The following is a 24,965-nucleotide window of genomic DNA, read 5'->3' on the forward strand; positions in this document are numbered from 1 at the left end:
CTACTGGTTCCACATGAGAGTTATCTGCTCTATTTGCGCCTCGTCTGGGATCTGGTTTAAGTTCGTTATCTCTTGTGCGAGCGGATTTTTAAGCTTTATGAGCATGTCGTGGCTGTCTATTTTTAGATAGATATTGTTTGCGTCGCTTTGAAATTTAGAGATAACAAGGGCGTTTTTTATATCTTTGAAATTTGATTTTAGGCTGATGTTTTCTGGAGTTTTAAACTCGTTTGAGTAAATTTCGATGCTTGTGATGATGCCATTTAGCAAGGTGTATTCAAAAATTCTCTCGTTTTTGCTTGTGACGATGTAGCTATTTTCTTTTTTAGTATTGTCTCTTTTTATGTTTTTTGCGCCATAAAATTTCATCACATCAGCATTTGCTGACTCGTTTGTAAGTTTTGCAAAAAAGCCCTTGCCAAAGAGGCTAGACCTGCCTTTTTCTCTTTTGTAGTGTCCGCTTATGTGAGCATTTTTACAAATTTTATCGTTTGCGATTATGAAGATGTCGTTAGCGGTTTTATGCACGCTTAGAGCCACGCCTTTTTCATCCAAAAGGTAAAAAATGCCCTTGTCATAAAGCAGCTCTGAGTTAAATTTGCAAAGTGGCGAGCCATCTTTTAGTGATGAGTAAAAGCTTATCTTTGCGCCATTTTTGCTAGGCACAAGCACGAGCTCTAAAAAGCCATTTTTGTCTTTAAATTTAGAAAATCTAGCAAAAAAACTATCTTTGTATGCCTTATTTACCGGCTCGTAGTTATAAATTTGAGCTAGCACGCCAACTCGCTTATTTTTCTTATCATCAAGCTGAAGAAGTGAGTTTTTGTTTGGCACAAAGTAGCTAAGCGCGCCACTTTCATCTTTTAGCACGATAGCGCTCTCATCGACATCAAATGTGCCACCTTTTTCTACCAAAGTAGCAGCCTTATCCATCGTAAGCATAGTTTTTGTGTAGGTTTTGTCTTTATTTAGAGTTAGGATGGTCTTCACGCCCTCGCAGTTTGAGCATGGCAAGGTCGTGTAGTAGCTCGTGTAGATAGAGTTTGAAAGTATTAGTTTTTCTGGTTTTTTGGGTTTTTCGTCTCTGACTAGGGGTTTTTCTTCTTTTGATTTTTGTGTTTGTTCTTGATTTTGTGGCTTTAAATTTTCATTTTTTGCGCAGCCAATGATGAAAAATGAGATAAGTATGGCAAAAAGATATTTCATTTGCAACTCCTTAAAAATTGCAAAATTATATCATTTTGCCTTTAAAATTTATTTTACGCGTTTAAAGATGTATTTATCTTTTAGCTCGCCAGTGACCTCTTTTTGATCCATGTCAAGCATCTTTAGGCTCTCACCCTCGATCTTATAAAAGCTCTTCTCTTTATACTCATCAACGGTTGTGATAACGCCATTTTTGAGCGAGTATTTGCCTTTGCTAACGGCTTTGTAGTTGTCTTTTGACTTATAGTTCATCACACTTTCAAATGTGCCGTCTTTTTTTAGTGTGAGGGTTGAGTCTATGCCCATGCAGCTAGCGCAAGGTAAAAACGCCTTGTAAGTGCCTTCGATGCTGCTTACTGGAGCCATGCAGCTACCTTTTACTTCACATTTGCCTTGTGGGACGCTCGCGCTTTGGTTTGACGTAGCGCAACCTGCTAAAAGTAGAGCCGCACTTAGTGCAAAGATAAAATTTTTCATGCTGATCCTTTTTGAAAATAAAATTTAAAATGTATTATAATACTTAAGAAAATAACAAATTATAAATTAAAGGAGAGAAGATGCAAGTTGAGACATTTGGCGTTTTAGTCGTTGTTTTGGTTATTTTTGCATTTTTGTTTTTAAAAGCTGGCATCAAGATCGTATCGCAAGCAGATAACTTGCTGATCGAGCGACTTGGTAAATTTCACAAGGTGCTTGACGGGGGATTTCACATCATAATCCCATTTGTCGATCAGATAAGGGCGATCATAACTATAAAAGAGCAACTCGTTGATATCACAAAACAGCAAGTCATCACAAAAGATAATGTTAATATTAGCGTCGATGGCATCGTCTTTTTAAAGGTATTTGACGCAAAAATGGCGGTTTATAATGTTGATAACTACAAGCGCGCCATTGCAAATTTAGCCATGACAACGCTTCGTGGCGAGATAGGAGCGATGAACCTTGATGATACGCTAAGCTCACGTGACCGCCTAAATGCCGCACTTCAAGTGGCTCTTGGCGATGCAGCTGGCAACTGGGGCGTAAAGATCATGAGGGTTGAAATTTCTGAAATTTCTGTCCCACTTGGCATCGAAGAGGCGATGAATATGCAGATGAAAGCCGAGCGTGAAAAGCGTGCGATCGAGCTAAAGGCCTTGGCTGAAAAAGAGGCACTCATCCGCAACGCAGAGGCGCTAAAACAAGAAAAAGTGCTTCAAGCAGAGGCGATCGAGCGTATGGCTGATGCGAAAAAATACGAGCAAATCGCCATCGCAACGGCTCAAAAAGAGGCTATGGATATGATAAATGATAGCATGAGCAAAAACGCAAATGCGGCTGAATTTTTGCTTGCTCGTGACAGGGTTGGGGCATTTAGCGAGCTAGCTAAGAATAGCTCAAAAGATAAAATTTTAGTCCCTTACGAGGCGACTGAGCTAATTGGCTCGCTTAGCGTTTTAAAAAATTTCTTAGCTAAGGATAAGGCGTGATAAGTCCTTTTATAATGATAGCCATCGGCGCGCTCTTGTGCGCGGCTGAGCTTATGCTATTTTCATTTTATCTGCTATTTTTTGGCTTAGCTTTTATCATCGTTGGAGCGGTAAATTTTGGCTTTAATTTTGAGTGGAGCTTTCAAATTTTAGCTGTCTTAGTGCTTGCCTTTATCTTGCTTGCGCTATTAAAGGCGCCGTTAAAGAGTAAATTTATGGCTAAAAAAGAGAGCTTTAACGAAGAGTTTTTAGATGAGCCAGGAGTTGGCGAGATCAGAGAAAATATGGTCTATTTTAAAGGCACTCTTTGGAAGTATGACGGAGCGCTAAAAAACGGCGAGAAAGTGCAGGTTTTAGGTACCAAGGGAGATAAGGTTATATTAAAATAAAGTGCCATTTGGCACTTTATCTATTTTGCGTGGGCTGGGCAGCCTGCTGGCATTTGCTCATGCATCGCACCTTGCATGCCGTGATGTGGGCAGCTTGGCATATTTTCTTGCATCATTTTTTGATGATGAGCACATCCACAACTTGCACCTTGAGGCCCAGCTGGCTTTGGCTCGTTTTTGGCACAACCAACTAAAAATAGACCGCAGATAACGGCAAATATCATCTTTTTCATAACTCGCTCCTTTAAAGAATTTCTCACATTTTAGCCTTTAAAAATTAATTTTTCATAACGCCTGATTTATCATATTTAAAAGCATTTTTGGCTAAACTCTCGCCCAAAAATAAGCAAAATAAAAGGTTAAATTTGAAAAGACTTAGTGTAAATGAAGCCATCGATCTTATAGAAAATGCACCGCTTCACGAGCTTGGCAAGATGGCGCTAGCTAGAAAAAAAGAGCTTCATCCAGAAGGCATTACGACCTTCATTGTAGATCGCAACATCAACTATACAAATGTCTGCTGGGTGGATTGTAAATTTTGCGCATTTTACCGCCACGCAAAAGAAGAGGACGCTTACGTGCTAAGTTTTGAGGAGATCGGCAAGAAGATCGAGGAGCTTATCGCCATTGGCGGTACGCAAATTTTATTTCAAGGTGGCGTTCATCCAAAGCTAAAGATCGAGTGGTACGAGGAGCTTGTAAGCTACATCAGCAAGCACTATCCAAGCATCACGATACATGGCTTCTCAGCCGTTGAGATCGACTACATCGCAAGAATTTCAAAAATTTCTACAAAAGAGGTCTTAAGGCGCCTAAACGAAAAGGGTCTATACTCGATGCCAGGGGCTGGAGCGGAGATATTAAGTGATAGAGTGCGTGATATCATCGCCCCTAAAAAGTGCGACACCGCAGACTGGCTTCGCATACACAAAGAGGCGCACGAGCTTGGCATAAAAACGACTGCTACGATGATGTTTGGCACGGTTGAGAGCACTTGCGAGATCGTCGAGCACTGGGAGCATATCAGAAATTTACAAGATGAAACGGCTGGATTTAGGGCCTTTATACTTTGGAGCTTTCAAGGACTAAATACAAAGCTCATACAAGAATTCCCTGAGATAAAAAAGCAAAGCTCAAACGTCTATCTAAGACTACTTGCCGTCTCAAGGCTCTTTTTGGATAACTTTAAAAATATCCAAAGCAGCTGGGTCACGCAGGGCAGCTACGTAGGCCAGCTAGCGCTTCTTTTTGGTGCAAACGACCTTGGTAGCACGATGATGGAAGAAAACGTCGTAAAGGCCGCAGGGGCTAGCTTTAGGATGAATCAAGACCAGATGATCGAGCTTATAAAAGATGTCGGAGAAATTCCAGCCAAACGCAACACAAACTATGATATTTTGGAGAAATTTTAGATGAAAATTTTAGATATCAATGTAAAAAATGTAAAAATTCCAGTCGTTTTTGAAAGCTCAAAAGCGATGCCAGTAGTGAGCCTAAAACTAGTTTTCAAAGCAGCTGGTAGCTCGCAAAATGGCAAACTAGCAGGCCTTGCAAGACTAAGTGCAAATTTACTAAACGAGGGCGATATGAAGCTAGGCTCGGCTAAATTTGCCAAAGAGCTTGAAGTAAGAGCGATTAGCCTAAATGCAAGCTGCGGCTTTGAGACATTTTGCATCGATCTAAACTGCCTAAAAGAGCACTTTGTCTTTGCGTGTGGCAAGCTAAAAGAGCTTATAAGCGCTCCAAATTTGACAGAAGAAATTCTAAATAGGTGCAAAACCGTCACACTTGGCGAGATCGCAGCAAATGAAAACGACTTTGACTACGTAGCAAGACAGGGGCTTTTTGAGCTTTTGTATCCAAAAAGCGTGCTTTCAGAGCCTAGTATCGGCACTAAAAAGAGCATAAAAGCGATCACGCTTGAAGATGTGAGCAAATTTTTAAACGAGCATTTAGACCTTTCAAATTTGCTTTGCGTGCTTGGTGGCGACATCGACGAGAAGCAGACAAAAGAGCTGGCTAGCGTTTTAGAAATCCTAAAACCTGGCAAGGTGCGAAAGCTAGAGCGCTTTAGCCCAAGTAACAAGTGCGAAAGCAGCGAGATCATCAGGCAAAGCGAGCAAGCCTACATCTACTTTGGCGCGCCGTTTAATGTAAAACCTGAAGAGAAATACAAGGCGGCAGTGGCGACATTTATTTTAGGCGAGGGTGGCTTTGGCTCGAGGCTCATGGAGGAGATCCGCGTGAAAAGAGGCCTTGCATACAGCGCCTACGCTAGAAATTTGCTAAATCTCTCTTACAGCCAGCTTTACGGCTACATGCAGACAAAAAATGAGAAAAAAGACGAGGCGATCGCTGTTATAAAAGAGGAAATTTTAAAATTTAGCAAAAAAGGCGTTAGCAAGGCCGAGCTTGAGCAGGCGAAGAAATTTTTACTTGGTTCGTTGCCACTTAGGCTTGAGACGCTGTTTAAGCGCCTTGATATCGCGCAAGGCGAGTTTTATGAGCATGGCGAGCTCGGGGCATTTTTAAAGGACTTGGATAAAATTTCAGCCCTTTCACTAAGCGAACTAAATAGCTTCATAAAAGCCCACGCAGAGATAAACGAGCTAAGTTTTTGCGTTTTAAAAAATGAAATTTGAAGCAAGCGACAGAGCAAAACTTCTAAAAATAGGCGTGCTTAGCCTGCTCGACCTTGCTCTTGTGCTACCAAAGGGCTTTGAGGATACGACGATCGCTAAGAGCCCAAGAGAAGGGCAGGTCTGCATAAATGTAAAGATCACTTCGCTCGCCTCGCGCCCTGGTATGCTGACAGCACTTGCCTTTTGCGAGCAGTGGCAAAGTAGCGTAAAGATCGTCATTTTTAACGCAAAGTCTTGGCATTACGGCGCTTTTAAGGTCGGCAAAGAGATGGCGATATATGGGCTTTGCTCCTACGCCTTTGGCTCGTGGCAGATCGTTAATCCTAAAATTACCACAAAAATAGGCCAGATCGTGCCTAAATTTAAGACCGAGCTAAAAGACGAAGAGCTAAAAAAACTCATCTTAAAATATCTAAATTTACAAAATTTAATGTCCGAGGGCTTAAATGAAAAAGAGGCTAAATTTCTAGCTGATCTGCAAAGGCTAGATGAGCAAAGCGTGCAAATTTTATACCGCCTAAAAAACGAGGGCGAGGGCTTAGAAATTTTAAAATTTGTAGAAATTTTTAACTACATAAAAAAGCTAAGTGCGAAAAAAACCTACTTTAAAAGTCCAAAAATCAAGCTTTTTGACATAAGCTCTTGGCTTAAGAGCCTGCCATTTACGCCGACAAATGATCAGATAAATGCCATAAATGACATCAGAGACGACCTTGCTGCCACGCAGGCAAAAAGGCGCGTCATAATGGGCGACGTGGGAAGCGGAAAGACGTTAGTTATCCTAGCAGCTGCTCTTAGCGTCTATCCGCAAAGTGCCATTTTGATGGCGCCAACAAGCATCTTAAGCGAGCAAATTTATAATGAAGCAAAGAGGCTGCTGCCGCCTTTTATGAACGTGATGCTGGTGCGAAGCGGGGAGAAAAAGATAGACTTTAGCGGGGCAAATTTGATCGTTGGCACGCATGCGCTGCTCTTTCACGAGCTGCCAAACTCGCCGCTTGTCATGGTCGATGAGCAGCACCGCTTTGGCTCAAACCAGCGCAAAAAGATAGAGGAGCTTGCCTCAAACGAGGACGAGCGAGCAAATTTCGTGCAGTTTTCAGCTACGCCAATACCTAGGACGCTAAGTTTAATTCAGTCTGAGATCGTAAATTTTAGCTTTTTAAAGCAGATGCCGTTTAAGAAAAATATAATGAGCCAAATTTTAGGCGCTAGCGAGTTTGGCTTTTTGCTAACTCACATCAAAAAGCAGCTTGCGGGCGGCTTTCAAGTAGCCATCATCTATCCGTTAGTCGAGAGCAGCGAGAGCTCAAGCTATCAAAGTCTAAGCGAGGCGCAGGGCTTTTGGCTAAAGAATTTCAAAAATGTCTTCGTCACGCACGGCAAGGATAAAGAGAAAGAAGAAATTTTAAGGCGTTTTAGAGAAGAGGGTGAAATTTTGCTCTCGACGACGGTTGTTGAGGTTGGTATTTCGCTGCCAAGGCTAAATACGATAGTGATCGTAGGCGCTGAGCGGCTAGGGCTTGCCACGCTTCATCAGCTGCGAGGCAGGGTGGGGCGAAATGGTGGCGATGGGTACTGCTTTTTATTTACCAAGCTAAAAGAGGCGCCAGCAAGGCTAAAAGAATTTTGTGCGACAAATGACGGCTTTAAGGTGGCCGAGCTTGATCTGAAAAACCGCCAAAGCGGCGATATACTAAACGGCTTTTTTCAGCACGGAGCGACCTTTAACTTCTATGACTACGAGGATGATATCACGCAGGCTGCAAAGGCGAGAGTGGCGGAAATTAAAAATAACGTTTAGTGGCTATTTTAGTCTAAAATTTTGATTTTCTTCTGCTAACTCTTTTAACTCATTTAAATTTTTCTCACTTTGCTTTAAAAGTTCATCAAATTTAAAACCAAGCATGATCAGACGATAAAGCTCTGGCTTATTTTTTCTCCAATTATAAAGAGTTTTTGTATCAATTTTTAAAATTCCTGCAATATCTCTTTTTGATAGATTATTTCCCATTTTTTGCCTTTTTATGGGAATTCTTTTTAAAATGCACTTACTTATCAACTAAGTAATTATTTCTTATATATATTATTATTTAAGAAATAATTACCTAAATTTAAATTTTATTAAGGTTTATTTATATAGTATTTTTGAATTATCTTTAAAGGAGTAGAAATGGCTTACAAATTTGATTCAGATTTGGAGTTTTTAAGGCAGCTTGATAGCAACGAACTAAATGATCTCGTTGATATTATAAAAGGCAAAGAAGGTGATGAAAGGATTACGCAAGATCTTACAAGCAATGACTTGTTTAAAAGATTTTATCCAGACCACAAAGAATATATAGAGCTTATTATGGGCGAACTTCAATGTTTTGGTGGTAATAGCTTTGTGAATGTATTTAGAAGCGGTGGCGTACAATACAAAGAAATTTTATGCGATGTTTGCGATAAGCTTAAAGTTAATTACTCTAAGGCTCAAAACACACAAATGATAGAACAAAATATGTTTATGAAAATTCTATCTGATAGCTTGGAGAAAATGAATGAAGAGGAGCTGAAACAAGTAGCAAATGAATTTGGCTTAAATACTACCGATTTTAAACCGCAGGCGATAACGGCTGCTATGCAGGCAAGCATTTTGGTGAGTGGTTTTGCTATGTATAAAATTGCTCTCATTATTGCAAATACTATTGCTAAAATGTTATTAGGCAGAGGTCTTAGTCTTGCAGTAAATGCGTCCCTTGTAAGAACAATAGGAGCTTTTGCTGGTCCAATAGGTTGGGTTATAACAGGTCTTTGGACGTTAGTTGACGTAGCAGGTCCTGCTTATAGGGTTACTATACCAGCAGTAATTCAAGTGGCTTTCTTGAGACAATACTTGATAAATAAACAAAATAATTCAGAAAACAACTAATCCAAAAGCTCTCAAAAGAATTTATCTTTTGAGAGCTTAAATTTATAGTGGATAAGTGAGGCAGCAGTTTCTTTTTACTTCGTCAATGTAGCTCACGTTTAAATTTAGTCCGTAAAGCTTGCTTAAATTTTCGCTTCTAATGATCTCATCAACCGTGCCAAATCCAACCTCGCCATCACCTTTTACAAGAGCGACATATCCGCCAAGAAGCACGGCAAAGTCAGGGTTGTGAGTGGTTAGCACGACTGAGTAGCCAAGCTCTTTTAGCCACTTGACGGTGCGTAAAAATTTATACTGGTTGCCAAAGTCAAGCGCGCTCGTTGGCTCGTCAAATATGATCATCTTTGGCTGCGCCGCCATCGCACGAGCGATCATACACATCTGCTTTTGACCGCCACTCATCTGCGTGATGAAACGATCTTCAAGATACTCGATCTCAAGCTTTTTGGTGTAAATTCTAGCGATCTCTTCGTCTTCTTGGCTAGGTCTTGCAAAGATACCAAGGTGCGCCGCGCGTCCCATCGTGATAAACTCAAGCCCTGTGTAGTCATACTCAGTAACCTCGCTTTGAGCCACGTACGCCATGATCTTAGCGCGCTCTTTGTTGCTTAGGCTATCTACGTTTTTGCCATCAAGAAAGATCTCTCCTGAAACTGGCTTTAGCGAGCCGCTTATTAGCCCAAGAGTTGTTGATTTGCCAGCTCCATTTCGACCAAGTATGGTTAAAATTTCCCCAGCGCCTATCTTTAAATTTACATTTTCTAGTTTGCCAGCCCCATTTGGGTAGCTAAAGTTTAAATTTCTAACTTCAAGCATCATGCAACCTTTTTATTTCGCCATAAAACCCAGACGAAAAATACCGTGCCGATAAAGCCAGTAAGTACGCCAAGAGGCACTTCGCTCACGCTTATGCTGCGCGCTAGAGTATCGACAAATAGCAAAAATATCGCACCCATAAATATGCTTGCAGGCATGCTTTTTATGTTATTTGCGCCAACTAACATACGCGCTAAGTGAGGCATGAGAAGTCCCACCCAAGCGACTATGCCGCTTATGCAGACGCTGCATGCTGTAAGAAGCGTAGCGCAGATGATGATGACAGCGCGCTCAAAAGCCACATTTACGCCTAGTCTTGCCGCACTTTCGTCGCCAAGAGAGAGCAAATTTATACGCCAGCTCATGGCGATTAGTAAAATGGCGCAGATGATCATCACAGGAGCTATGTATTTTAAGTTGTCACTATCGAGCTTTGCAAGGCTACCAAGCTGCCAATAAACAATGTCAGGCAGCTTTGTCTCAGGGTCGGCGACATACTTTAAAAAGCCGATCACTGAGCCCATGAGGCCGCTCACGATGATACCAGAAAGAACTAGCATAAGCGTGCTCGTGCGACCCATCATCTTTGGTATGGCTAGCGTGATAGCAACGGCTGCTAGGCCAAAGCCAAAGGCAAAAGCCTGCACCCAAAATAGCGATAGATCAAAGATAATGGCAGTTGCAGCTCCCACGCAAGCACCAGCCGAGACGCCAAGAAGATCAGGGCTAACTAGCTGGTTTTTAAAGACGCCTTGATAGGCTGCACCACTCACGCTAAGAGCAGCTCCAACAAGGATAGCTGCGATGATACGTGGGATACGTAAATTTTCTATCACGTTTGTGATGTTGCTAGCTGCGCCATCTCCAAAACCAAAGCTGTGAGCTAGCACGCTAAAGACGTCGTTAAATGGTATGTAAAATCTACCAACGCCCAGTGCGACAAAGGCGCAAAGAAGCGTTAGTAGAGCTAAAAAGATAACAACTATTGAAAAATTTGCGTTTTTCATATCTTATTTACTGCTACCGTCTGGATTTAGGCCTTTTAAGATATAGCCATACTCTGTGTCGGTAAGATCGTGATTTAAGAACTCTTTATAAAATTCTTTTGTTTTTGCTTTTATATCGACATCTTTAAATAGATCTGGTTGGATAGTCTTTGCTGCCCATAAAATTTGAAGCACGTTTTCAGCACCATATCTATCCCAGCTAAATACACCTTTTGGGTTGCCATAAACTTTGCCGTTTTTAACAGCGTTTGAGCCAGAGAATGCAGGGTGCTCTTTTATCTTTTTGATCTGTGCGTCTGTGTCATTGCCACCAACGATGATGATATCAGGGTTTGCATTGATGATCTCTTCAGCGCTAACTTCGATCATTGAACCCTCAGTTTGGATAGCATTTACACCGCCACCTAGCTTGATCCAAGTGTTTTGGATAGTGTTTGTACCATCAATTTTTAGCAAATTCGCTCCGCCAAGAAGGTGAAGTACTTTTGGACGTTTAGCGTCAGGGATGTTTTTTGTTCTTGCTGTTACAAACTCAGAGTTATCGTGGATTTTATTAGCAAGCTTTTCAGCTTTTTTTCTAGCGTCATCAGTGCCTATAACTTCAGCTGTTGCGTAGATGCTTTTCTCCATATCTGGATAGTCTCTAAAGATCAAATTTACCGCGCTAAAGCCGTTTTTGATAAGTTCATCTTGGTAGTTTTTGCTTGATACCACGATAACATCAGGGGCAAGCTTAACAAGCTCTTCGATCTGAAGGTCTTTGCCGTTTAGTGCAGCTGGCAAATTTTTAAGTTTTGGATAGACATGCTCAAACCACTTGTTGGTTTTGATCAGATCAGTTGTGGCTACAACCTTATCCATACCGCCAAGTGCTAGGATGATCTCGTTGTTTGCATTCCATAATGCAGCGATCTTCTCAACCTTCTCAGGCACGCTTACTTTGACGCCTTTCATATCTGTGATGCTTCTAGCAGACTCAGCTGCGCTTAGGCTAAGAGCCGCAAAAAGTGAAGCAACAAGGCCTATTTTAGCCACTTTGTGCATGAAATTCATTTGCATATTTTTTCCTTTTTTCGTGTGAAATAGTTTGGTTGATATATTACTGTTATTTACATTAATGTTATGTAAAATTTGCATATACATTGTGAAAAATTTGCATATTTTGTAAATTTCTATAAAACTAATAGGATAAATATTCTCCTTTTATTGATATATGTCATTAGTCACTATTTTGAAATGAGATAAACTTTCTCCTAAATTTTAAAAAAGGAGAATCAATGCGTGAATACAAAAGATACTGGCTCGCACTTGTTGCTGTGCTGGTAGTTTGCTTTAGTATTTTAGGCTACTACGGCGTTGAGGTTTATAGAAATTCGCCTCCAGTTGTAAATTTTACTGATGAAAATGGCAAGGTCGTAATCGACAAAGAGAGTATCTACAAAGGTCAAGAGGCTTGGCAAAGCATAGGCGGTATGCAGGTTGGCTCTGTTTGGGGGCACGGGGCATATCAAGCGCCTGATTGGAGTGCCGACTGGCTTCATAAAGAGCTAGTTGCATTTTTGCAGATAAAGGCAGACGAAATTTATCACTCAAAATACGCTGATCTAAACGATGAGCAAAAGGCAAATTTAAAGGTTTTGCTTAAAAAAGAGTATAGAGAAAATAGCGTAAAGGACGATAAATTTGTGCTAAGCGCCGATAGACTAAAAGCTATAAGTCAAGTAGCTAGCGAGTATGCTGCGCTTTTTGGAGATGATCCTAAGTTTAAATCTTTAAGAGAAGCGTATGCAATGAAAGAAAACACGCTCCCAGGTGCAAGCGACAGAGCTGATCTAAACAACTTCTTCTTCTGGTCAGCCTGGGCGACAGCGACAAACAGGCCTGGTAGCGAGGCAACTTACACAAACAACTGGCCGCACGAACCGCTAATCGATAATGTGCCAACAAGTGAGAATATCTTTTGGTCGATCGCAAGCGTCGTGATACTTCTAACTGGCGTTGGACTTCTTGTTTGGTTTAGCTCATTTTACGGCAAAAAAGATGATGAAAAGCTTGAGCCAATTAGCGAAGATCCGCTTAAAAAGCTAAATTTAACGCCGTCACAAAAGGCACTTAAAAAGTATCTCTTTGTCACATTAGCTCTTTTTGCGTTTCAAATTTTAATAGGCGGCTTTACAGCTCACTACACAGTCGAAGGGCAAGAATTTTATGGCATAAATTTATCAGCCTACATCCCTTATTCGCTTGCTAGAACGTGGCATATACAAGCTAGTATCTTTTGGATAGCGACTGGATTTTTAGCGGCTGGACTATTTTTAGCTCCGATCATAAATGGCGGCAAGGATCCAAAATTTCAAAAGCTTGGTGTTGATCTGCTCTTTTACGCTCTACTTATCCTTGTAGTTGGCAGTTTTGTGGGCGAATATTTAGCTATCGCAAACATCATGCCTATAAATTTAAGCTTCTGGCTTGGACATCAAGGATATGAATACATCGATCTTGGACGTGTTTGGCAGATTATTTTATTTGTCGGTCTTGTCATCTGGATGCTTCTGCTTCTTCGTGGATTTGCAGGCGGGTTTAAAAACAAAGGCGATAAAAATTTACTAGCTATCTTTGCTATGTCAGCGGTTGCGGTTGGCTTATTTTACGGAGCAGGGCTATTTTATGGACAAAGAAGCCCATTGCCAGTGATGGAGTATTGGCGCTGGTGGGTCGTGCATCTTTGGGTTGAGGGCTTTTTTGAAGTATTTGCGACAGCTTCGCTCGCCTTTGTCTTTGTCTCACTGGGTCTTGTCTCAAAAAGATTTGCGACATTTCAAACGCTTGCAAGTGCGTCACTTTTTATGATAGGCGGCATTCCAGGCACATTTCACCACCTCTACTTTGCAGGCACCACAACTCCTATAATGGCAGTTGGCGCTAGTTTTTCAGCGCTTGAGGTCGTGCCTTTAGTTTTACTTGGCGCTGAGGCGTATGAGCACTACAAACTTCAGTTTGCTCAAAGCTGGGCTAAAACGCTTAAATGGCCACTTTATTGCTTCATCGCAGTTGCCTTTTGGAATATGCTAGGCGCTGGCGTCTTTGGATTTTTGATAAATCCTCCGATCTCGCTATTTTACATCCAAGGACTAAATACAACGCCAGTTCACGGGCACGCAGCGCTATTTGGCGTTTATGGATTCTTGGCACTTGGCTTTGTCTGGCTTGTGGCTACTTATCTATATAAAGGGCAAGAATTTGATGAAAATTTGATGAAAGTTGGCTTTTGGGGACTAAATGCAGGACTTATGCTAATGATCGTGCTTTCACTACTTCCAATAGGCATCTATCAAGCATTTGCAAGCTTGGAGCAGGGCATGTGGTATGCAAGAAGTGCTGAGCTTTTACAACAGTCACACTTGCAAAATTTAAGATGGTTAAGGATGCTTGGCGATACGATTTTGATAATCGGTGGCATCTGCTTCTTTGCTCAGCTTTTAAAATTTATGCTTAATAAAAAGGCTTAAATTTATGGGGACGCTTTGCCCCTTTATTTAAGCTATATTTTCATAAAATAGTGCAAATTTAAAGGATAGAAATGATGACATTTTTAAAAAGAATTTGCGTTACATTTGTCGTGCTTTTGCACCTGTTTTTGGCGTTTTTAGTTGATTTTTCATTTCCGCACTACGCAAGCGTGCAGATAACTGGCGGCGACGTAAAACGCATGGATAAAGATGGCATAATAGACGCCAAAAACCCAGCCGATGGGCCTGTAAGAGATGTCTATTTTATCTACACAAAAGATGCAAAAAATGCTGAAAAAGTTATGGCTTATAGAAACGAAGATACGGCGTGGGGGTTTCCATTTTATTTTAAATTTAACTCAGCCGACATCCAAGCCAAGGCTCAAGGCTTTACAAATAGCGATAAAAACGTCACTATCAAATACTATGGATATAGAATTTCTATGCTAAACGAGTTTAGAAACGCCATCTCTATAAAAGATAGCGGCACAAACACCAGCTGGCCTATCGCTAGCTACATACTTTACTTTATCTTATTTATCTCGCTTGTTATCTGGATAAGAAAGATAAACAAGGCTTTTGCGCCAAAAGTTGAAAATTTAGAGACAAAAAAAGAGGCTGTATAAATCAGGGGCTTTATCAGCCCTTTTTATTTATTAGATCAATGAGCCTAACGTCCTCGCTTCTTACGATTAGGCTCTTTGGCAAGTTAAATTTAGCTATCACTTCGCACTCTTTCTCTCTCATCTGCCCGTCGTCTTTTTCGTGATCGAAGCCTAAGATATGCAGCAAGCCATGTGTGAAAAGTAGCGCAGTTTCGGCATCTTCGCTGTGATTTAGTTCGGCTGCTTTTTCTTTTACCATATCTTTGTTTATGACTACCGAGCCAAGTGGGGCATGGACGATGAACTCAAGGGGAAAGCTTAAGACGTCAGTGGTTTTATCTATGCCACGCTCGGATCTGTTTAGCTCTCTCATCTCATCTTTGTTGATAAAAACTAACTCAACTTCACCGGGCGTTAGATGTGAGCAAATTTGATCTAAAATTTCAGGATAACTTTCTTCGCAAAGTATCATTTTTGGCTTGTCCTTAGTAAATTTTTGTATAATTTTAGCAAATTTAAAGGGCAAAATATGAAAAAAGCAGTTTGTATAATGAGCGGCGGTATGGATAGCACGCTTTGCGCTGTGATGGCAAAGAGGGCTGGATATGATGTGGTCGCACTTCATTTTGACTATAATCAAAGAACAATGAAGCGAGAAAAGCGCGCGTTTGACGAGATTTGTGAGCGACTTGGCGTGGTCAAAAAGATAAATTTAGACGTTAGCTTCATCGCTCAAATAGGCGGAAATTCGCTAACTGATACTAGTATGCAGATAAGAAAAGATGGCGTTAGCAAGGACGTGCCAAACACCTACGTGCCGTTTAGAAATGGCGTATTTATCTCAATCGCCGCAGCACTTGCTGAAAAAGAAGGAGCGCAGGCGATCTACATAGGCGTGGTCGAGGAGGATAGCTCTGGGTATCCTGACTGCAAAGAGAGCTTTATAAAAAGCATAAATGAGGCGATAAATTTAGGCACATCGGCTGAGTTTTCTTGCGAGATCGTCACACCGCTTGTAAATTTAAGCAAGGCTGATATCGTCTCAAAGTCGCTTGAGCTTGGCTCACCAATAGAGCTTACATGGAGCTGCTACGAGAGCGAGGACGAGGCTTGCGGGCTTTGTGATAGTTGCAGGCTAAGGCTAAATGGCTTTAAAAAAGCAAACGCCGTTGATAAAATCCCTTATAAAAAGTGAAATTTGCCTTGAAATTTAAAAGCTAGCCACTATAAATTTAGTAGCTAGCCTAAAATTTATTCTAAATTTAGCTCGCTTATCTGCTTAGCAAGCTTCTCTTTGTACTCAGCTAGAGAGCTTTTGATGATATTTGCATAGTCATTTTGATTTACCAACATGTACTCCTCTTTGCGTTTTACAACCGTGCTTAGCTCCTTATTATTTACGCTTAAAGTGGTGCTTATATCGGCATTTAGACCAACTTTTACCGCTCCAAGCGTTAAGTAAGTCCAAAGTTTTTCTATCTTTGCATTTACGCTTATCGTATCCTTATCTACTTCGTTTTCATTTTTTATGACTTGGTAGCCATTACTTCTAAAGGCGTCCTCTATGCGCTCTCTTACTACGCTAGTTGTCCTTTGCTTATTTTCTAAAATGACGTTCCATAGCCCTTTGCCATAGCTGTTTCTAGTTCTGCCGATGTATTTTTGTTTCTCTTTTGCGCTAACTTCATTTACATTGTGCTTATATAAAGATGGGGTGCTTGCTTGTTTTGGGTCGTTTTCAAAGGCTCTCACATCCTTGACACTTTCGATGTAAATTTTTGTCTTTTTGCTAATGCTTGAAGGTGCTTGCTCGTCTGGCAAACTCACAAATATCCCCTTTGGAGCGCAGCCACAAAGCATAAAAGCGGCAAATATCGCCAGTAATAAATTTTTCATTTTCATCCTTTTAAATAAATTTCAAATGTAAATCGTTTTTTTGTAAATTTTTTTAACTCTTTGTGACAAATTTCAAATTTATATTTTGATATCCATAATCATAAAATCTTAAATTTAATAACTAAAATTTAAATTTAACTTTTCTTGACTGCTATCAACCAAAATGGCTAGCCACCTAGGATAAAATCCGCTTAAATTTTTAAATTCACAAGGAGAAAAGATGAAAGATATGAAGATGTTTTGCCATCAGTGCGAGATGAGCGCTGAGGATGGATGCGGTGCAAAGGGCCAGCCTATGGGCACCTGTGGCAAGAGCGACACGCTAGCGCTTTTGCAAGATACGATGGTTTTTGGCTTAAAAGGCCTTAGTGCATACCGCCACCACGCGCACGAGCTTGGCGCTGATACTAGCAATGTCGATCGCGTTATGGCTGATACGCTTTATTTTACGCTTACAAACTCAAATTTCAACTTCGATGAGCACATCAAACAGCTTCTTGAAGTAGGCGGTGCTGGCGTTGAGGTGATGAACCTATTAAGCGAGGCTCACACAGCTAAATTTGGCATCCCAACACCAGTTAGAGTGAGCCAAAACAAGGTCGAGGGCAAGGCGATTTTAGTAAGTGGTCACAACTTACACGCTCTAAAAGCGCTACTTGAGGCGACAAAAGATAAAGGCATCAACATCTACACTCACTCAGAGATGCTTCCAGCTCACGGATACCCAGAACTACGCAAGTATAGCCACCTAAAAGGCAACGTCGGCAAGGCGTGGTTTGACCAAACCAAGCTATTTAACGAATTTAAGGGCGCGATACTAATGACTACAAACTGCATCGTGCCACTACGCTCAAACTGCACATACGCTGATAGGCTATTTGGCTACTCGATCGCAGGCACAAACGGTGTAAAACACATCGAAAACGACGACTTCACACCACTTATCGAGTGCGCTTTAGCCTGTGGTGACGTTAGCGGCTTTGATAGCGACGAGAGCCTAGTAACTGGCGGTCACTACAAGACTATCCTAACTTTAGCCCCACAAATTTTAGACGCGATAAACACTGGCAAGATCCGCAGATTTTTCGTGATCGCTGGCTGTGACGCACCTGGCAAGGGACGCGAGTACTATAGAGAGCTAGCTGCTAGCCTTCCAAAAGACTGCGTGATACTTACTTCAAGCTGCGGTAAATTTAGATTTAACGATATCGACTTTGGCAACGTCCCAGGCACCGAGCTACCACGCTACATCGACCTTGGCCAGTGCAACGATAGCAACGGCGCGGTTAAGATCGCTCTTGCACTTAGTGAGGCAACAGGCATCGCAGTAAATGACCTACCAGTTTCTATCGTGCTAATGTGGATGGAGCAAAAAGCGGTCATCATCTTGCTAGCGCTATTTAGCCTTGGTATCAAAAACATCAACGTTGGACCTAGCTTGCCTAAATTTTTCAATGAAGAGATCATAAATTTCTTAGTGGATAAATTTAACGTTAGACCAATTAGCGGCGACGCGCAAGCTGATCTAAAATACTTCTTAGGTGAGTAAAAAATTGCCAGGGCTTAGGCTCTGGCTCTAAATTTAAAATAGCCCGCTTTGCTCTTTGCTTTGACTTAAGCTATCAAGTAGTTCTTCTTTTTTGCAAAGCACAAGGGCGTAGACGAAATTTTGTAGCTTCTTTATCTCGTCTAAATTTTCATAAAAAATGGCGTTTTCAACCTTTAGCGTGCTATCTTTTGGCAGGCAAAATTTAAGCTCGCTCTCGCTGAAATTTCGCCTTAGAAATATACTTTCAGTCAAAAATAGCTCCTCATCTTCTTCAGTTATCACCGCTCTAAAACTGCTACCAAAACCAACTGGCTTAAAGTCTTTGTCGATAAAGACTGGGTCAAAGTGCGATGAAATTCTGCTCTCTGTCACTTTAAAGCCGATATTGTTTTTCTTAAGATAGCCAAGAAGTCCGCAAAACATCCCAGCAAAAACTCTAGGGATGGATAAATTTTGATAGTATTTGTCGTCGTAAATGAGCGTTGTAAAAAAGATCGAGCTTGGATTTAGCACGCTTATATTTGTATCAGTCCAGGCCGTCTCGTAAAGAAGCGAGAGCCTTTGAAGTATCCTCGTATCGTCGCTAAAAAATGTGTCAAACAAATTTGCATGGAAAATTTTATAAAAAAGCTCGGTTAAATTTTCAGGTATGACGTGGGCGTTTTTTTCAAGGTGCGACTTCTCTAAAAGCGCTTTTATGAAGGGATTGACTGCGCAAAATTTGATATTTTTGTGGATCGCTTCAAAGCGCATGAGCTTGATGATAGCCGTTTGCAGGCTCGCTACCTTGATAAAGGCTATCTCATCGTCGCTTGGCGTGATATCTTCTTCGCTGATGATAGCATAGGCGCCTTGCTTTATCGCAGGTGCGATCTGATCGCTTTGCGTGGCGATGAGAGCATAGCCTCGTTTTATATTTTTAGCCTCAAACGCGAAGCTAGTCACGCTTGAGATGCTTGGATTGTTTAAAATTTGCCCATTTATTATGTGGGTTAAATTTTCTATCGTCATTTAGCCAACGATCGCGCCATTTTTGACCTTGCCTTGCGTGCCAAGAAGCGTTAGCGAGCCGTCTGATGCGCTTAGGATCATGCCTTGTGAGACATATTTTTTCATCATCGTTCGCTCTTTTAAATTTGCTAAAACGCAAACTTGCTTGCCCACAAGCGAGCTAGGCTCGTAGTATTTGGCGATGCCAGATAAAATTTGACGTGGCTGCTCCTCGCCAAGATCTATCTTAAATTTAAGCAGCTTCTCACTGCCCTCGACCCTCTCACACTCGAGCACTTCGCCTACTTTTATCACAATTTTGGCAAAGTCATCGATGCTAATAATATCCTCTTCTTTTTTCTCCTCTTTTGGCTCAGCTTTTGCCTCTACTTTTGCTTCTTCTTTTGGCTCTCTTGCCTCGCCCATTAGCTCTTTTTCTATCCTTGGGAAGAGTGGCTCAGTGGCTTTTGCAGTAAAATTTGAAATTTCATTTTTTAATACAAGGCTTTCGTAAGAAGCAGTATCTATGCTAAAGCCAAGCGTATCAGCTATCTTAGCGCAAGTTTTTGGCATAGCTGGGCTAAGCAGTATCGCCACTTTTGCAAGTAAATTTGCACAAAGTGCCACAAGTGCGTTTGCCTCGTCACTTTTGCCAGCTTTCACAAGTGACCATGGCTCGTACTTCGCCACGGCTGCGTTTGCAAGCGTTACGACCTTCCAAAGATCCTCTAAGTAGCGGTTTGTCGCTAAATTTTCTAAATTTTTAATCGCCTCATCAAGGTAGCCCTTCGCCTCATCAAGCTCGGCTTTATGAAATTTGATCACATCTTTTGAGTCGATCTTGTAGCCGCTATACTTTGCGCTCATGCCCACAATTCGGCTTAGCAAGTTGCCAAGTCCGTTGCCAAGCTCTGAGTTTATACGCTCGATTAAGGCTTTTTGGCTGTAGTCGCCATCTTGTCCAAATGGCACCTCTCTAAGCAAAAAGTATCTGAAATTTTCAAGTCCATAAGCATTTGCGACCTCTCTTGGGTTTATGACGTTGCCCTTGCTTTTGCTCATCTTTTCGCCATCTATCGTCCACCAGCCGTGCGCTGCGACGTGTTTTGGCAGTGGCAAGCCAAGGCTCATCAAAAATGCCGGCCAATAAACTGCGTGAAAACGCAAAATGTCTTTGCCGACAATGTGTGTCGTATGCGGCCAAAAGTCCATTCTAGCGTTATCTCTTGAATATCCTAGCGTTGTTAGGTAGTTTATGAGTGCGTCAAGCCAAACGTACATAACGTGCTTGTCGTCGTTTGCGCTCTTTGGTAGCTTTATGCCCCAGTCAAAGCTCGTTCTTGTGACTGAGAGGTCTTTTAGCCCGCCCTTTACAAAGCTTACGACCTCGTTTTTCTTGCCCTTTGGGATGACGCAAAGCTCGTCGTTTTCGTACCATTTTAAAAGTGCGTCTTCATATTTTGAAAGCTTAAAAAAGTAGCTCTCTTCTTTAACCAAAGATGTCACGCGGCCGCAGTCTGGACAGCGGTTGTCTTCAAGCAGATCTCTTTGGTTAAAAAATGTCTCGCAGCTAACGCAGTAAAAGCCCTCGTACTCGCCCTTGTAGATATCGCCGTTTGCTTGCATCTTTTCAAAGACATTTTGCACGGTTTGCTTGTGCTCTTCGTCGGTCGTCCTTATAAAATGGTCGTAGCTTATCTCAAATTCATCCCAAAGCGATCTAAATTTCGCACTGATCTCATCAGCGTACTCTTTTGGCGTTTTGCCTCTAGCGCGAGCTGCTTGCTCGATCTTTTGACCATGCTCGTCTGTGCCAGTCATGAAGTAGGTCTCTTTGCCTTGCAAGCGGTTAAATCTAGCTAGTGTATCAGCGATGATAGTCGTGTAGGCGTGGCCGATGTGTGGCACGTCATTTACGTAATAAATCGGAGTAGTTATATAAGCTTTTTCTTTCATATTTTTCCTTTAAATTTAAAAATCAAATCCGCCGTCACTGCCGGTGTTGCCTTTTGACATCGAGTTGTAGCAGCTATTTACATACTCTATCCTCGTCTCGCAGTCAAAAAATGCCTCGCAGTTAAAACAGCTTTTGCGTCCTTTTTGCTCTTGGCACTCTTGCATGATTTTAGCCTTTTGTTTTAGGGCTAGCTCAAATGCGTCAAGTGGCTCGTTTGCTTGTGCTTCTTGCATTATTTTTGCTCGTAAAATTTATGCAAAAGTGAAATTTCATCACGTGAGCCAAAGAAGCATGGCGTAGTTTGGTGGATTTTTTCTATTTTTATATCAAAAAGTGTTTGGTTTTTGCCGTTTGAGGTTGCACCTTTTGCGTTTTCATATATAAAGGCAAATGGCAACACCTCAAAGACAACCCTTAGCTTGCCATTTGGATGATCGCTCGTTGCTGGATAGCTAAAAAGACCGCCGCCTTTTAGTAAAATTTGATGCAAGTCGCTCACCATCGCACCTGAATATCTTAGTCTGTAGCCCTCGTTAAATAGCTCGTTTATGAAGTTTCTATGCGTTTGGCTCCAGCCTTTTTGCGTAGCTCCTGTGGCGTTTAGCTTGCCTTTTTCTTTTAGCTCAAGCTCTTTTACAAATTTAAACTCGCCATCTTTGCCAAGCCTATAAAATTTAGGCAAAGCGCCCTTTTTCTCGGCAATTACTAGCTCAAGTCTTGGGCCATAGATGCTGTAAGCTGCGGCTATTAAATTTTCTGGTTTTACCTCGTCTTCGTAGATACCAAAGATCGAGCCAACAGCGAAATTTACATCAACTAGGCTTGAGCCATCGAGCGGATCGTAAGCGATGACAAATTTAGCATTTTTATTTATCTCAAGCTCGTCCTCTTTCTCTTCGCTAATTAGTGCTTTTACGCATGAAAGCTGCTTAAATTTAGCTGTGATGATCTCGTCGCTTTTAACATCAAGCTTTAGCTGGGTGTCGCCAGTTGCGTTTTCGTGAGTTGTGTAGCCAAGATCGGCGTATTTTATGACCTCGCTTATCTCTTTTGCGATATCTTTAATGGTGTTAAAAATTTGGTTTAGTTCTTGCATTATACAGCCTTTGCATTTTTGATTATCCACGCACAAATGGCGTCTATATCGTCTAAATTTAGATTTGTGATCTCGTAAGGGATCTGCTCTTTATAAGTGGCGATCGCGTCTGAAAAGCTAAGATAAGCTTCATCGATCTCGCCCCTAAAGACGCTTAGTCTTGGCAGTGGCAGCGTCTTTAGCCCCTCGACTAAGAGCATGTCAAACTCGCCTATCATCCTTATGACCTCGTCTATGCCTTGCGAGCTTTGCGAAAAATAAGTCGTTCTAGTCGGACTCATCACGACTACGTCAGCTCCTGCCTGAGAAAATTTAAAGCTATCCTTGCCTTCAACGTCAAATTTGGCCTTGTCGCCTGGGTCGTGCTTGACCACAACGACCTTTAGCCCATCATCTATAAATTTTTTTGCGACTTTTAAGATAAGTGTCGTTTTTCCGCTATTTGAAGGGCCAGAAAAAGCAATGGCAAGTCTTTTCATAAGAGCCTTTTTCGTTAAAATTTCTTGCGATTATAGCTCATATTGGCTTTAAAATTTATGAGTGAAATTTAAAAAATAAAATGCTAAAATGCGAGAAAATTTAATATTTTAAGAGTTTTTTATGAGAAAATTTACACTATTTTTTGCATTTATTTTGATGATATTTGGCTGCGCCGATCAAAAAGTGATCGTGCATGAGCCACTAAAAAATGAGCTTTTAGCCTACACAAGTAAGAGCGAGATCATCGATGGCACCGATAGAACGCTTATAATCGCAACCTATTTAAATCCAATATACAACTCAAATTTAGACGAGAGCAAAGAGCACTTTTTGGTAGCCATAAACCCAAAAGAGCATGCGCAAAATTTGAGCAACATAAAGGTAAATGGCGACTCAAATGCCACAAATGTAAGACTGCTTGATGAAAGTGACGAGATGCTTAAATTTGCTGGATTTTCTATGCCTTGGGCGGTCTATTATGAAGTGACCGCACCAAGTAAGCAAAGTGACGATCTTGCGCTTAGTTTCGAAATTTATCAGTCAAAGCCGGTTTTGTTAAATTTTCGAAAAGTTGCGAAATCTTTATACTGGAACCATTAAGCGCCATATAGATCACGTAGTTTGCAAGCACCTTCTTGCCGTAGTTTCTAGTCTCAGCCACTGGGACTAGTTCGATCGATAAAAACGGCTCAAATTTCCCCTCTTTAAACATATCTTCTCTTGTTATGACTTTTTTGGTAAAGCCGATACCGCCGTTATACGCGTAGGCTGTAAAGAGCGGATGATAAAGAAATTTATCAAGATAGTTTAGGTGGTGATTTGCAAATTTAAAGGCGACATCAGTTTTAAAAAGATCGTCTTGGTCAAAATTTGGAATTTTTAGCTCTTTTTTGCCGATCGCATTTGCAAGAAATGGCATAAACTGCATCATGCCAAGGGCGTATGAGGTAGAAACGACGCTTGGGATAAAGAGGCTCTCTTGCCTTGCTAGTGCGTAGATCATCGACTTTCGCTCAGTGCTGATGCCCTCAAGCTCTGGTGAGTTTGGCATCAAAAAGTACTGCTTCTCCCAGCCATGCGCCTTTTGCATGAAGTAAGCGTATGCACCGATGCTCTCGTTTGTGTAAAATTTCATCGCAAATTCGCTTGCTTGCGTGGCGTTCATATCCTTTGCAAGAGCTGCGGTTTTGTTCCATAAAAATGGATCGCTTACATCAAAATTTTCGATATTTTGCTTGCTAGGTCTTGGCACGATCACTTCAAGCGGCTCGCCACCGACCAAATCTCTTGCGTAAAGAGAGTAGATATTTGCATCTTTGCTAGCACTTAGCTCTTTTAAAAAGCTCTCATCGCCGCTTAGTTCATACTGCCAAAAGGTCGCATTGTCTCTTTGCCAAGCCCTATCAAAGGTGTTTTTAGCTCTTGTGAAAAAACTAAATGCAACATTATTTTGACCAAGTAAGATGGCGTTTAGCCCAAGTGTAAAAGCGTCGCTCTTCTCAGTGACAGCTGGATCTATGCTAAGTAAATTTCTTCTAAAGCCTTCATATTTTTTATTAAAGACTACATCGTTTAATAAATTTGTAAAACCCTTTTGCAAGTAGAGCTTGTTCATAAAATTTGCTTCAAAATTTACGCTAAAAAGAGCATTTTTGCTTTGCGGACTTGAAGTGTTAAAAAGCTCTAAAAAGCTCTTTGCATCATTTGCATTTGCAAAGCTAAGAGCTGGATTTGGCTCATTTAAAGTGCGTAAAATTCTAGCTTTTTCTGGGTTTGTGCTTGCAAGATTTGCCGCTAAAATTTCACGAGTTTTGCTATCAAGTTTTAGAGAAAAGCTCATCGTTGTTAGTAAATTTTGGCAAGCCAAGCTAGCACTTGTGATATTGCTTGCGCTTATGCCAGGGCACTTGCTAGGGGCTGCTTTGGGAGGTAAAATTTTATTGATTGATTTTTGAACTAAGCCACTTTTTCTAAAAACGTCGCGTGAAAGCTCTGCTATCTGCTCCTTTGTGTAGCTACCCTCGTTTATAAGGCGGTTTATGTAGTAGTCTTTTGCAAGGCTTTTTGGCTCGTTTTTTAGCTCCTCGTAAGTGTAAATTTTAGCTAAAAGAGCAACGCAGGCTAAAGAGAGGATACTAAAGTGACGCAGCAAAAACAAATAAAAGCCTTATTAAAAATTGATCTATGAGTTGAAGTGCTAAAAGCACGATGAGTGGGGCAAAGTCTATGCCGTTAAATTCTGTTTTGATGTAGCGTCTGATGAAGCTATAAACAGGATCAGTCAGCCTATAAAGTAGCTGCACGACTGGCGAGCTAGGATCAGGCTTGACCCAGCTAATGAGAGCCGCTGCGATGACGATCCACGTATAGACCGTGATGATGAGGTGCAAAATGTTTGCGACCGCTGAAAATAGGGTGGAAAGTATCATTTTTGCTC

General features: G+C 41.3%; 27 protein-coding genes. 11 read left to right on the top strand and 16 right to left on the bottom strand.

Features of this window, described 5'->3' with window-relative positions:
- Positions 1-1,206 (bottom strand): copper resistance protein NlpE, encoded by a 1,206-nt coding sequence (locus tag F3G91_RS04770; RefSeq protein WP_149700855.1) that lies wholly within the window; start codon positions 1,204-1,206, stop codon positions 1-3.
- A gap of 48 nt (positions 1,207-1,254) precedes the next feature.
- Positions 1,255-1,683, bottom strand: coding sequence for a copper resistance protein NlpE (locus tag F3G91_RS04775; protein ID WP_149700856.1), 429 nt, complete (start codon positions 1,681-1,683; stop codon positions 1,255-1,257).
- An 80-nt stretch (positions 1,684-1,763) separates the two neighbouring features.
- Here F3G91_RS04775 and F3G91_RS04780 point away from each other — a divergent pair, with 80 nt between their 5' ends.
- Positions 1,764-2,678 carry an SPFH domain-containing protein gene (locus F3G91_RS04780; protein ID WP_009294606.1) on the top strand — a complete coding sequence of 305 codons (915 nt, stop codon included), beginning with the start codon at positions 1,764-1,766 and terminating at the stop codon, positions 2,676-2,678.
- A complete protein-coding gene (locus F3G91_RS04785) occupies positions 2,675-3,067 on the top strand; it encodes an NfeD family protein (RefSeq protein ID WP_103576761.1) in 393 nt (130 codons plus the stop codon). The genes F3G91_RS04780 and F3G91_RS04785 overlap by 4 nt, the downstream gene beginning before the upstream one ends.
- 20 nt (positions 3,068-3,087) lie before the next feature.
- Here the strand turns inward: F3G91_RS04785 and F3G91_RS04790 are convergent, their stop codons facing one another.
- Positions 3,088-3,300 (bottom strand): hypothetical protein, encoded by a 213-nt coding sequence (locus tag F3G91_RS04790; RefSeq protein ID WP_021092949.1) that lies wholly within the window; start codon positions 3,298-3,300, stop codon positions 3,088-3,090.
- 132 nt (positions 3,301-3,432) lie between these two features.
- Here F3G91_RS04790 and F3G91_RS04795 point away from each other — a divergent pair, with 132 nt between their 5' ends.
- The 3 genes from F3G91_RS04795 to recG are packed head-to-tail and all read left to right on the top strand — an operon-like array spanning position 3,433 to position 7,513.
- Positions 3,433-4,479, top strand: a complete 1,047-nt coding sequence (locus F3G91_RS04795) for a dehypoxanthine futalosine cyclase (RefSeq protein WP_149700857.1) — start codon at positions 3,433-3,435, stop codon at positions 4,477-4,479.
- Positions 4,480-5,709 carry a M16 family metallopeptidase gene (locus F3G91_RS04800; protein ID WP_149700858.1) on the top strand — a complete coding sequence of 410 codons (1,230 nt, stop codon included), beginning with the start codon at positions 4,480-4,482 and terminating at the stop codon, positions 5,707-5,709.
- The gene (recG, locus tag F3G91_RS04805; protein WP_149700859.1) at positions 5,699-7,513 is read left to right on the top strand and encodes an ATP-dependent DNA helicase RecG; all 1,815 of its coding nucleotides are present in this window, start codon (positions 5,699-5,701) and stop codon (positions 7,511-7,513) included. Before F3G91_RS04800 ends, recG begins: the two co-directional genes overlap by 11 nt.
- A 3-nt stretch (positions 7,514-7,516) precedes the next feature.
- Here recG and F3G91_RS04810 read toward each other — a convergent pair whose 3' ends face one another.
- Entirely contained in the window at positions 7,517-7,723 is a 207-nt protein-coding gene (locus F3G91_RS04810) for a transcriptional regulator (RefSeq protein ID WP_103558592.1), read from the bottom strand.
- A 159-nt stretch (positions 7,724-7,882) separates the two neighbouring features.
- On the opposite strand from F3G91_RS04810, the gene F3G91_RS04815 reads away from it, so the two are divergent.
- Complete coding sequence (locus tag F3G91_RS04815) at positions 7,883-8,623, top strand: YaaW family protein (protein ID WP_149700860.1); 741 nt, start codon at positions 7,883-7,885, stop codon at positions 8,621-8,623.
- Between the two features lie 42 nt (positions 8,624-8,665).
- Here F3G91_RS04815 and F3G91_RS04820 read toward each other — a convergent pair whose 3' ends face one another.
- From F3G91_RS04820 to F3G91_RS04830, 3 genes are read right to left on the bottom strand one after another with little or no spacing between them, the layout of a single operon-like run.
- Positions 8,666-9,439: an ABC transporter ATP-binding protein gene (locus F3G91_RS04820; RefSeq protein ID WP_021089682.1), complete on the bottom strand. Its 774-nt coding sequence runs from the start codon at positions 9,437-9,439 to the stop codon at positions 8,666-8,668.
- Positions 9,439-10,446 carry a FecCD family ABC transporter permease gene (locus tag F3G91_RS04825; protein WP_021086405.1) on the bottom strand — a complete coding sequence of 336 codons (1,008 nt, stop codon included), beginning with the start codon at positions 10,444-10,446 and terminating at the stop codon, positions 9,439-9,441. Before F3G91_RS04825 ends, F3G91_RS04820 begins: the two co-directional genes overlap by 1 nt.
- Positions 10,447-10,449: 3 nt before the next feature.
- Positions 10,450-11,505, bottom strand: a complete 1,056-nt coding sequence (locus tag F3G91_RS04830) for an ABC transporter substrate-binding protein (protein ID WP_103614926.1) — start codon at positions 11,503-11,505, stop codon at positions 10,450-10,452.
- Positions 11,506-11,723: 218 nt separating this feature from the next.
- Here F3G91_RS04830 and F3G91_RS04835 point away from each other — a divergent pair, with 218 nt between their 5' ends.
- Both F3G91_RS04835 and F3G91_RS04840 read left to right on the top strand, forming a co-directional pair.
- Positions 11,724-13,955 (top strand): nitric-oxide reductase large subunit, encoded by a 2,232-nt coding sequence (locus F3G91_RS04835; protein WP_149700861.1) that lies wholly within the window; start codon positions 11,724-11,726, stop codon positions 13,953-13,955.
- 71 nt (positions 13,956-14,026) lie between these two features.
- Positions 14,027-14,581, top strand: coding sequence for a DUF1523 family protein (locus tag F3G91_RS04840; RefSeq protein ID WP_149700862.1), 555 nt, complete (start codon positions 14,027-14,029; stop codon positions 14,579-14,581).
- Positions 14,582-14,594: 13 nt separating this feature from the next.
- On the opposite strand, the gene ybeY is transcribed toward F3G91_RS04840, so the two are convergent.
- The gene (gene ybeY, locus F3G91_RS04845; RefSeq protein ID WP_149700863.1) at positions 14,595-15,032 is read right to left on the bottom strand and encodes an rRNA maturation RNase YbeY; all 438 of its coding nucleotides are present in this window, start codon (positions 15,030-15,032) and stop codon (positions 14,595-14,597) included.
- Between the two features lie 24 nt (positions 15,033-15,056).
- Between ybeY and queC the strand changes: the two genes are divergently transcribed.
- On the top strand, positions 15,057-15,755 hold the full coding sequence (queC, locus tag F3G91_RS04850; RefSeq protein ID WP_107969206.1) for a 7-cyano-7-deazaguanine synthase QueC: 699 nt from the start codon (positions 15,057-15,059) through the stop codon (positions 15,753-15,755).
- Positions 15,756-15,811: 56 nt separating this feature from the next.
- On the opposite strand, the gene F3G91_RS04855 is transcribed toward queC, so the two are convergent.
- On the bottom strand, positions 15,812-16,456 hold the full coding sequence (locus tag F3G91_RS04855) for a flagellar biosynthesis protein (RefSeq protein WP_107969204.1): 645 nt from the start codon (positions 16,454-16,456) through the stop codon (positions 15,812-15,814).
- Positions 16,457-16,676: 220 nt separating this feature from the next.
- Between F3G91_RS04855 and hcp the strand changes: the two genes are divergently transcribed.
- On the top strand, positions 16,677-18,005 hold the full coding sequence (gene hcp, locus F3G91_RS04860; protein ID WP_021087657.1) for a hydroxylamine reductase: 1,329 nt from the start codon (positions 16,677-16,679) through the stop codon (positions 18,003-18,005).
- A 33-nt stretch (positions 18,006-18,038) separates the two neighbouring features.
- On the opposite strand, the gene F3G91_RS04865 is transcribed toward hcp, so the two are convergent.
- The 5 genes from F3G91_RS04865 to mobB are packed head-to-tail and all read right to left on the bottom strand — an operon-like array spanning position 18,039 to position 22,527.
- Complete coding sequence (locus F3G91_RS04865) at positions 18,039-19,016, bottom strand: ferrochelatase (protein WP_107969200.1); 978 nt, start codon at positions 19,014-19,016, stop codon at positions 18,039-18,041.
- Positions 19,017-20,951, bottom strand: a complete 1,935-nt coding sequence (gene metG / locus F3G91_RS04870; protein WP_149700864.1) for a methionine--tRNA ligase — start codon at positions 20,949-20,951, stop codon at positions 19,017-19,019.
- Between the two features lie 15 nt (positions 20,952-20,966).
- Positions 20,967-21,185 (bottom strand): hypothetical protein, encoded by a 219-nt coding sequence (locus F3G91_RS04875; RefSeq protein ID WP_002940116.1) that lies wholly within the window; start codon positions 21,183-21,185, stop codon positions 20,967-20,969.
- Entirely contained in the window at positions 21,185-22,048 is an 864-nt protein-coding gene (locus F3G91_RS04880) for a class 1 fructose-bisphosphatase (protein WP_262974800.1), read from the bottom strand. The genes F3G91_RS04875 and F3G91_RS04880 overlap by 1 nt, the downstream gene beginning before the upstream one ends.
- Entirely contained in the window at positions 22,048-22,527 is a 480-nt protein-coding gene (gene mobB, locus F3G91_RS04885) for a molybdopterin-guanine dinucleotide biosynthesis protein B (RefSeq protein ID WP_012001396.1), read from the bottom strand. The genes F3G91_RS04880 and mobB overlap by 1 nt, the downstream gene beginning before the upstream one ends.
- Before the next feature lie 121 nt (positions 22,528-22,648).
- Here mobB and F3G91_RS04890 point away from each other — a divergent pair, with 121 nt between their 5' ends.
- The gene (locus F3G91_RS04890) at positions 22,649-23,128 is read left to right on the top strand and encodes a hypothetical protein (RefSeq protein ID WP_149700866.1); all 480 of its coding nucleotides are present in this window, start codon (positions 22,649-22,651) and stop codon (positions 23,126-23,128) included.
- Here F3G91_RS04890 and F3G91_RS04895 read toward each other — a convergent pair.
- Positions 23,049-24,686 (bottom strand): lytic transglycosylase domain-containing protein, encoded by a 1,638-nt coding sequence (locus F3G91_RS04895; protein ID WP_149700867.1) that lies wholly within the window; start codon positions 24,684-24,686, stop codon positions 23,049-23,051. The two genes, F3G91_RS04890 and F3G91_RS04895, sit on opposite strands and share 80 nt — an antisense overlap.
- Entirely contained in the window at positions 24,664-24,957 is a 294-nt protein-coding gene (locus F3G91_RS04900) for a YggT family protein (protein WP_021084756.1), read from the bottom strand. The genes F3G91_RS04895 and F3G91_RS04900 overlap by 23 nt, the downstream gene beginning before the upstream one ends.
- Between the last annotated feature and the right edge of the window lie 8 nt (positions 24,958-24,965).

Source organism: Campylobacter concisus (assembly GCF_902460715.1).
Taxonomy (GTDB): Bacteria; Campylobacterota; Campylobacteria; order Campylobacterales; family Campylobacteraceae; genus Campylobacter_A; species Campylobacter_A concisus_AK.

Bases quoted from the DNA above. Each gene is read 5' to 3' on its own strand.
- recG (WP_149700859.1), top strand. From the start codon at position 5,699: ATGAAATTTGAAGCAAGCGACAGAGCAAAACTTCTAAAAATAGGCGTG.
- F3G91_RS04790 (WP_021092949.1), bottom strand. From the start codon at position 3,300: ATGAAAAAGATGATATTTGCCGTTATCTGCGGTCTATTTTTAGTTGGT.
- F3G91_RS04830 (WP_103614926.1), bottom strand. From the start codon at position 11,505: ATGCAAATGAATTTCATGCACAAAGTGGCTAAAATAGGCCTTGTTGCT.
- F3G91_RS04900 (WP_021084756.1), bottom strand. From the start codon at position 24,957: ATGATACTTTCCACCCTATTTTCAGCGGTCGCAAACATTTTGCACCTC.
- F3G91_RS04875 (WP_002940116.1), bottom strand. From the start codon at position 21,185: ATGCAAGAAGCACAAGCAAACGAGCCACTTGACGCATTTGAGCTAGCC.
- F3G91_RS04780 (WP_009294606.1), top strand. From the start codon at position 1,764: ATGCAAGTTGAGACATTTGGCGTTTTAGTCGTTGTTTTGGTTATTTTT.
- F3G91_RS04810 (WP_103558592.1), bottom strand. From the start codon at position 7,723: ATGGGAAATAATCTATCAAAAAGAGATATTGCAGGAATTTTAAAAATT.
- F3G91_RS04820 (WP_021089682.1), bottom strand. From the start codon at position 9,439: ATGCTTGAAGTTAGAAATTTAAACTTTAGCTACCCAAATGGGGCTGGC.
- F3G91_RS04775 (WP_149700856.1), bottom strand. From the start codon at position 1,683: ATGAAAAATTTTATCTTTGCACTAAGTGCGGCTCTACTTTTAGCAGGT.
- metG (WP_149700864.1), bottom strand. From the start codon at position 20,951: ATGAAAGAAAAAGCTTATATAACTACTCCGATTTATTACGTAAATGAC.
- ybeY (WP_149700863.1), bottom strand. From the start codon at position 15,032: ATGATACTTTGCGAAGAAAGTTATCCTGAAATTTTAGATCAAATTTGC.
- F3G91_RS04800 (WP_149700858.1), top strand. From the start codon at position 4,480: ATGAAAATTTTAGATATCAATGTAAAAAATGTAAAAATTCCAGTCGTT.
- F3G91_RS04890 (WP_149700866.1), top strand. From the start codon at position 22,649: ATGAGAAAATTTACACTATTTTTTGCATTTATTTTGATGATATTTGGC.
- F3G91_RS04815 (WP_149700860.1), top strand. From the start codon at position 7,883: ATGGCTTACAAATTTGATTCAGATTTGGAGTTTTTAAGGCAGCTTGAT.
- F3G91_RS04835 (WP_149700861.1), top strand. From the start codon at position 11,724: ATGCGTGAATACAAAAGATACTGGCTCGCACTTGTTGCTGTGCTGGTA.
- F3G91_RS04840 (WP_149700862.1), top strand. From the start codon at position 14,027: ATGATGACATTTTTAAAAAGAATTTGCGTTACATTTGTCGTGCTTTTG.
- hcp (WP_021087657.1), top strand. From the start codon at position 16,677: ATGAAAGATATGAAGATGTTTTGCCATCAGTGCGAGATGAGCGCTGAG.
- mobB (WP_012001396.1), bottom strand. From the start codon at position 22,527: ATGAAAAGACTTGCCATTGCTTTTTCTGGCCCTTCAAATAGCGGAAAA.
- F3G91_RS04770 (WP_149700855.1), bottom strand. From the start codon at position 1,206: ATGAAATATCTTTTTGCCATACTTATCTCATTTTTCATCATTGGCTGC.
- F3G91_RS04825 (WP_021086405.1), bottom strand. From the start codon at position 10,446: ATGAAAAACGCAAATTTTTCAATAGTTGTTATCTTTTTAGCTCTACTA.
- F3G91_RS04865 (WP_107969200.1), bottom strand. From the start codon at position 19,016: ATGACGATAGAAAATTTAACCCACATAATAAATGGGCAAATTTTAAAC.
- F3G91_RS04880 (WP_262974800.1), bottom strand. From the start codon at position 22,048: ATGCAAGAACTAAACCAAATTTTTAACACCATTAAAGATATCGCAAAA.
- F3G91_RS04855 (WP_107969204.1), bottom strand. From the start codon at position 16,456: ATGAAAAATTTATTACTGGCGATATTTGCCGCTTTTATGCTTTGTGGC.